We start from the raw sequence: 359 nt of genomic DNA, 5'->3' as shown, positions 1-359 counted from the left end.
AATCCTATAGTAGCAATAGTATTAACTTCATTTACTAATGTTGTGGGATTAGCATTAAGAAAAGCATCCCATTTTATTGTTTTTAAATATCCAGTTTTTAAATCTACATCCTCAATCTGCTCATTAGAAAACCAATTGTAAAATACTGGTAACTTTACTTCCGGAAACACATTTGCTATCTCTTTAGCATAATAATTTTGATCATATAATTCTGACATCTTTATACTCCTTTAACTTATTAATTTGGTTTACCCTTATTTCCATAAATAGCCACATGTACAATATAAAGCTTTTTCTCAGTACCATCAAGTGCAATTGCATCTGATAATGCTATGGCATTAATTTTGCTATTACTTGAA

General features: G+C 28.7%; 1 protein-coding gene and 1 pseudogene. Both read right to left on the bottom strand.

All coding sequences use genetic code 11. The features are described 5' to 3' along the window. Positions 1-218 (bottom strand): annotated as a pseudogene (locus tag U881_RS0107210) (hypothetical protein); the annotation flags it as partial. Positions 219-238: 20 nt separating this feature from the next. Further along, complete coding sequence (locus tag U881_RS13790) at positions 239-343, bottom strand: hypothetical protein (RefSeq protein ID WP_407637309.1); 105 nt, start codon at positions 341-343, stop codon at positions 239-241. Between the last annotated feature and the right edge of the window lie 16 nt (positions 344-359).

It is taken from the genome of Borrelia persica No12 (genome assembly GCF_000500045.1).
GTDB classification, from domain to species: Bacteria; Spirochaetota; Spirochaetia; order Borreliales; family Borreliaceae; genus Borrelia; species Borrelia persica.
The sequence above is the reverse complement of the archived record's forward strand: the minus strand, read 5'-3'. Positions and strand labels throughout refer to the sequence as shown.